This window comes from Clostridium sp., from assembly GCF_032552055.1.
In the GTDB taxonomy this organism is placed as follows: domain Bacteria; phylum Bacillota; class Clostridia; order Clostridiales; family Clostridiaceae; genus Clostridium.
Genome location: NZ_JAWGSV010000182.1, coordinates 1 through 6,194, shown reverse-complemented (window position 1 = coordinate 6,194; position 6,194 = coordinate 1). Strand labels below are relative to the sequence as shown.

Sequence of the window (6,194 nt, the reverse complement as noted above, 5' to 3'; positions counted from 1 at the left end):
GGGCTGATGAGCGGCTATATTAAGCTGCTAATGCAAAATTGTCTTCTGCGTTTATCTTTAATGCATACTTTATTATCGAGGTGACATGCTTGCCTCGGCTCGCTTATCAAACCCATCTTACCCCCGTCGAAGCCAAAACGCCCCCAGGTTAAAATTAGTTTAACGCGAAATATTCAATTTTCATTCTGTGTTGTAATTATATATTATAATTTTTTTTCTGTCAACAGCCTTGAATCATGCATTTTAACTATGATTTTCCTAAATTACATAGTCTTAAATACTTAGCTAAATAATTCATTTATTTTGAGGATAATTATAGTTCTAGTCTAATTTTATATCTCCTTTATAAAATTCATACTATATCTTAATTATAATATGAGTATTACTTCTTTTACTCTAGCTTTATCTCATAGTATATAATTTATTTTTTATCATTTAAAACAAATTGCTTTATAAATTGTCATTTTTTCATTATTAATTTCTAATTGATATTAAACTTTTTCGTTTAGAACAATAATAAATTGATGCACTTTTTTCTACACTACAATCACCCTCTAATATGATTAAAAAATAAGCATATCATTTTCATCAAATTTAAAATTGGGGCCCCAAGCTACTTCCCAGTAGTATCCATCAGGATCTGCAAAGTAAGCATGGTATCCACCCCAGAAAACATCTTGAGGTTCTTTTGCTATTGTTGCACCTGCTTTTCTAGCTAGTTCAATTACTTCCTCTACTTCATTTTTATTTTTAACATTAAGTGCTAAAGTAACTCCTGAAAATCCTGTGCCTATTTTAGGTGGATTCTCAGAGCTAATATCTTCTGCTAAAAGATTTAAAGGATATAATTCAAACTTTGTTCCTGTTGCATTAAAAAATATTACAGCTGGATTATCTTCTTTTTCATCAGTTTGAAATCCTAGTCCATCCCTATAAAACTGGATAGATTTCTTCATATTTCTAACACCTAAACAAATGATATTAATTCTATTCATAATTACCTCCCTATTCCCACTGTCCCGGCAGTTTTAACTTCTCCATATAAGGAAATCTTTTATCAAATTCCTCAACTTTTTCTGGTATTAAACGATTAAATACTTCAGATTCATAGAATTTTCCTTGTACATCTTTAAGTCCATTAGGAATTAATTCAATTGCCATAAATGGTGGAAAGTTTTTAGAATCAATAGTTGTTATACCAAAGTTATCACAAGTTCTAAAACCATGTTTAGGATAATAATCTGGCTCACCAAATATTACAATCCCTCTATATCCTGCCTCTTTAGCTAACTTCATTGTTTCTCTTAATAATATTCCACCTATCCCCTTATTTTGATAACTTGGATCTACACATAAAGGCCCAAAAGTTAATACTTCTGTACTCTTGACTCCATCAGATACATAAGCTTTTGAGTACATAATAGCTCCAACAATTTCTCCATTAACTTCTGCCACTTTACTTAACTCTGGAACATAATCATCACTTTCTCTAAGAATATGAACTAAATAATGTTCATTACAGCCTGGAAGATGTAAATTCCAAAAAGCCTTCTTAGTCATATGTTCAACATTAAAGTAATCACTTTCTATTTCATCCCTAATTATTAAATTTTCCAAACAAAGACCCCTTTTATACTTATTAATGTAGAAATTCAGCCAGATTATTTTTCCTACTTCATTCTTTCATGTTACTATAAAGCCTAAGCTTTATAGTAACTCTTAATTCTTTCATTCTAAATCAGCTCGCCTGAATTATAACCTAAATTGTTAATTTTTAATTCTTAACTGTTAATTGTCACTGTCCGCTGGATATATAACTCCTATTTGCTTCCTTGCTTCTTCTATTACTTCTATTACATCTCTTGAAACCTTTAAGGAGTTTATCTTAGATTCTTTTTCTCCTGATTGAATTAAGTTTACAAACTCTTCAACTTCGTAACACATATTTTCTTTTTTATGTTCTAAAGTTAAATCTTCTTCTCTTCCATCTCTATAAATTATTTTTACATTTTCAAAGGTGTTGATTTTATTAATTATTATGCTTCCTTCTTCCCCTTGAATTTCTGATGGAAGGTATGAATTGCTTATTTTTGAGTAAGTAACTGCTGCCTCCATATCGTCATAGCCAAAGATTGCACTTCCTTCTCCATCTACGCCTGTTTTAAGCATTACTCCATTAGCCTTTACTGTATTTGGCTTTCCAAAAAGATTGACCATTGGTGCTATACAGTAAATCCCTATATCCATAATAGCTCCATTAGATAATTCATTTTTAAAGGCATTTAACACTTCTCCAGCCTTATATTTATCATATCTTGAAGAGTATTGGCAGTAGCTTGCAAAATACTTTCTAATCTTTCCAATCTTGTATAAGTTGTCTTTTATAGCTTTAAAATTTGGTAACACTGTAGTTCTCATAGCTTCCATAAGAACAACATTATTTTCTTTAGCAGCCTTAATCATTTCATCTACTTCTTTAGTATTTGAAGCAAAAGCTTTTTCCCCTAATACATGCTTCTTATTCTTTAAAAATAAAATTGCTTGACTAGCATGTAGTGAGTTTGGTGATGCTATATAAACTGCATCTATTAAATCACTCTTTGCCATTTCTTCTAAATTGGTGAAGGTATGCTCTATTTCAAATTTATTTGCATACTCTTTTGCCCTTTCTTCAGTTCTTGAATAAACAGCTGAAATCTTTGCATCCTTAACTTCCCTAGACCCTGCAATTAAACTATCAGTAATAAAATTCGTTCCTATAATACCTATATTAATCATATTGCCCTCTCCTTTTTATGTTATATTATTCCATACATATATTGTATAAAAAAAAGGAACTGAATTACAACCTATTAATTAATATTAGTTTAAATTCAGTTCCTATTTTCTTATTTGTAAGTGAAATTTAACATTATCCTTAACTGTACATTTCACTTTATTCTATAATCTATAAATTAATCATTATAATACATCTTCTAATGTATATTTAGAAAACTCATTTATAAACGCATCTAATGAGCTTTTCATTATTCCTTTTATCTTACATCCTGACCCCACATAAGGACAACAATTATCTTTGTTAAAGCATTGTGCAATATTTAAATTGTCTTCTGTTATCTTAATAACTTCTCCCAAATTTATATCTGAAGGTTCTAATCCAAGTTTTAATCCACCTGTTCTACCTTTCATAGAAATAACTAAATCTGTCTTCGCCATTTTATGTATTATCTTTTTTAAATGATGCTCTGATATTTCTAGTTTTTTTGCAAGTTCTTCAACAGTACAAAGCTTGTCTCTGTTTTCTGCTAGATATATTAGTGATCTAAATGAATAATCAGTAAATTTGGATAAATACATTTTAATACCCCTCTTTCGTTTAAGATAATCCTGCTAGTAATTAGGACATTTATAGAAAATTTTATTTAAATTTCTTTAATATAAAAAGTTGTATAGACTAATCACTCTAAAACTAAGCATATTCACAAAATAAATTAAATAAAATTTTCTATTTAATTATACTATATTTCACCCACTAATTACTAAAACAACCATATACTATTTACAAAAATTTAATATTTTATACATTTTTATTATTTCAAATTTATAACTTATTCATATATCAAATATTTTTCTCGAACTAATTTAGCTTCTAAACCTAAGTCATATATCAAAGCTTTTATTTAAATCATTTATCTATTTTCTATCTAAACCATTTATTTAAATTTTTTATCTAAGTTATTTTTCCAACTTCTAAATGCAAGGCTCTTATCTAAATTTTCTTATCTAACATTCTTATCTAATTTACTTAACTCTTATCTAGCTAGTTAGCTTAATTATTTATCTAAATTATTTAAGTATTCATCTATTGCATTTGCTGCTTTTTTCCCTGCTCCCATTGCTAATATAACAGTAGCTGCTCCTGTAACTGCATCTCCACCAGCATAAACTCCTTCTTTAGTAGTAAGACCACTTTCATCTGCAATTAAGCACTTCCACTTATTAGTTTCAAGACCTTCAGTAGTAGAAGATATTAATGGATTTGGAGAAGTTCCAAGAGACATTATAACTGTATCTACATCCATAATATATTCAGATCCTGCTTTAACTACAGGTCTTCTTCTTCCTGATTCATCTGGCTCTCCTAGTTCCATTTCTACACATCTCATACCTTTAACCCATCCATTTTCATCTACTAAGATTTCAGTTGGATTAGTTAAAACGTCAAAGATTACTCCTTCTTCTTTAGCATGGTGTACTTCTTCAGCTCTTGCTGGTAATTCAGATTCACTTCTTCTATAAACTATATGAGATTCTGACCCTAATCTTAAGGCAGTTCTTGCTGCATCCATAGCAACATTTCCTCCACCTACTATAGCTACCTTTTTACCTATCTTTACTGGTGTATGATATTCTTCTTTAAAGGCTTTCATTAAATTAACCCTAGTTAAAAATTCATTAGCAGATAATACTCCATTTGCATTTTCTCCTGGAATCCCCATAAATTTAGGAAGTCCTGCTCCTGAACCTATAAACACAGCTGAAAACTCTTCCTCAGCCATAAGTTCATCAATGGTAATGGTTCTACCTATTATAACGTTAGTTTCTATATTAACTCCAAGCTTCTTTATATTTTCAATTTCAGGTCTAACTACATCATCCTTAGGTAATCTAAACTCAGGAATTCCATAAACTAATACTCCACCTGGTTCATGTAATGCTTCAAAAATAGTTACATCATAGCCTTTTCTAGCTAATTCTCCTGCACAAGTTAATCCCGCAGGACCACTTCCTATAACTGCAACTTTCTTACCTTTTAATTCTTCCCTCTCAGAAAGATCAACTTCATTTATTCTAGACCAATCTGCTATAAATCTTTCAAGCTTACCAATAGATACTGCTTCCCCTTTAATTCCAAGTACGCATTTACCTTCACATTGGCTTTCTTGCGGACATACTCTTCCACAAACAGCTGGCAATGCACTATATTTTGCAACTTCTTTAGCAGCTTTTTCAAATTCTCCTTCTTTCATATATCCTATAAACCCTGGAATATTTATAGATACTGGACATCCATCAACACATTTAGGATTCTTACAGCCTAAACATCTATTAGCTTCTCTTATTGCTTCCTCATCTAAGTATCCAAGACAAACCTCTTCAAAGTTCTTAGCTCTAACTTCTGGGGCTTGTTCCGCTACAGGTACCCTTTTCATTCTATCTTGCATATTCATAACTACTCCACCTTACAACCACAACCACCATGATTATGAGTATCTCCTTCTTCTATTATTAACTGAGATCTACCTTCCTCAGTTTTATACATAGCTTGTCTTCTCATAGATTCATCAAAATCTACTAAATGTCCATCAAACTCTGGACCATCTACGCAGGCAAATTTAACTTTTCCTCCAACAGTAACTCTACAGGCACCACACATGCCTGTACCATCTACCATAATAGGATTTAAACTTACTGTAGTTGGTATATTTAACTCCTTAGTAAGACTAGCCATAAACTTCATCATTATCATAGGTCCTATTACAACTGCATGGTCATATTTATTACCTTTTTCCTCTACTAAGTGCTTTAAGCAATCAGTAACTCTTCCATTAAATCCATAGCTACCATCATCTGTTGATATATATAAATTCTTAGAAACCTTCTTTAAGTCATCTTTTAATATTAATAATTCCTTACTTCTACTTCCAACTATAACATCACAATCAATACCATGATCATGCATCCATTTTACTTGCGGATATACAGGTGCTGCCCCCACACCACCTGCTATAAAGATGATATTTTTTCTTTTTAATTCATTTATATCTTCATAAATAAATTCACTTGGTTGTCCTAATGGCCCAACAAAGTCAGCAACATAATCTCCCTCATTAAAACTAGCAAGTTCCTTTGTTCCTCTACCAACTGCTTGAAATACTATAGTTACAGTCCCCTTGTCTTTACTATAGTCAGCAATAGTTAGTGGTATTCTTTCACCCTTATCATCATTTTTAATAATAATAAACTGTCCAGGTTTAGCTGACTTTGCAACTCTTGGTGCTTCTATATCCATAAGATATATATTATCAGTTAACTCCCTCTTACTAACAACTTTATACATAACTGTACCCCCTTGTTTTATTTTTAACATACTTTCATCTTACCATTTTTTTAATATTCACACAATTCTTAAT

Annotated in this window: 6 protein-coding genes and 1 other RNA gene; all 7 read right to left on the bottom strand. The window is 30.8% G+C overall.

The annotated features are described in order from the left end of the window. Positions 1–145: a transfer-messenger RNA gene (ssrA, locus tag E6248_RS11665) on the bottom strand; the annotation flags it as partial. Positions 146–563: 418 nt separating this feature from the next. Beyond that, complete coding sequence (locus E6248_RS11660; RefSeq protein WP_316340974.1) at positions 564–995, bottom strand: VOC family protein; 432 nt, start codon at positions 993–995, stop codon at positions 564–566. Between the two features lie 10 nt (positions 996–1,005). Further along, positions 1,006–1,617, bottom strand: coding sequence for an N-acetyltransferase (locus E6248_RS11655; RefSeq protein ID WP_316340973.1), 612 nt, complete (start codon positions 1,615–1,617; stop codon positions 1,006–1,008). 171 nt (positions 1,618–1,788) lie between these two features. Further along, complete coding sequence (locus E6248_RS11650; RefSeq protein WP_316340972.1) at positions 1,789–2,778, bottom strand: Gfo/Idh/MocA family oxidoreductase; 990 nt, start codon at positions 2,776–2,778, stop codon at positions 1,789–1,791. 183 nt (positions 2,779–2,961) lie between these two features. Then, a complete protein-coding gene (locus tag E6248_RS11645) occupies positions 2,962–3,357 on the bottom strand; it encodes an Rrf2 family transcriptional regulator (protein WP_316340971.1) in 396 nt (131 codons plus the stop codon). A gap of 476 nt (positions 3,358–3,833) precedes the next feature. Beyond that, a complete protein-coding gene (gene gltA, locus E6248_RS11640; protein WP_316340970.1) occupies positions 3,834–5,231 on the bottom strand; it encodes an NADPH-dependent glutamate synthase in 1,398 nt (465 codons plus the stop codon). 2 nt (positions 5,232–5,233) lie between these two features. Then, positions 5,234–6,121: a sulfide/dihydroorotate dehydrogenase-like FAD/NAD-binding protein gene (locus tag E6248_RS11635; RefSeq protein WP_316340969.1), complete on the bottom strand. Its 888-nt coding sequence runs from the start codon at positions 6,119–6,121 to the stop codon at positions 5,234–5,236. Between the last annotated feature and the right edge of the window lie 73 nt (positions 6,122–6,194).

Excerpts from the sequence above, each read along its gene's own strand:
- gltA (WP_316340970.1), bottom strand. The coding sequence starts at position 5,231 with ATGAATATGCAAGATAGAATGAAAAGGGTACCTGTAGCGGAACAAGCC.
- E6248_RS11635 (WP_316340969.1), bottom strand. The coding sequence starts at position 6,121 with ATGTATAAAGTTGTTAGTAAGAGGGAGTTAACTGATAATATATATCTT.
- E6248_RS11650 (WP_316340972.1), bottom strand. The coding sequence starts at position 2,778 with ATGATTAATATAGGTATTATAGGAACGAATTTTATTACTGATAGTTTA.
- E6248_RS11645 (WP_316340971.1), bottom strand. The coding sequence starts at position 3,357 with ATGTATTTATCCAAATTTACTGATTATTCATTTAGATCACTAATATAT.
- E6248_RS11660 (WP_316340974.1), bottom strand. The coding sequence starts at position 995 with ATGAATAGAATTAATATCATTTGTTTAGGTGTTAGAAATATGAAGAAA.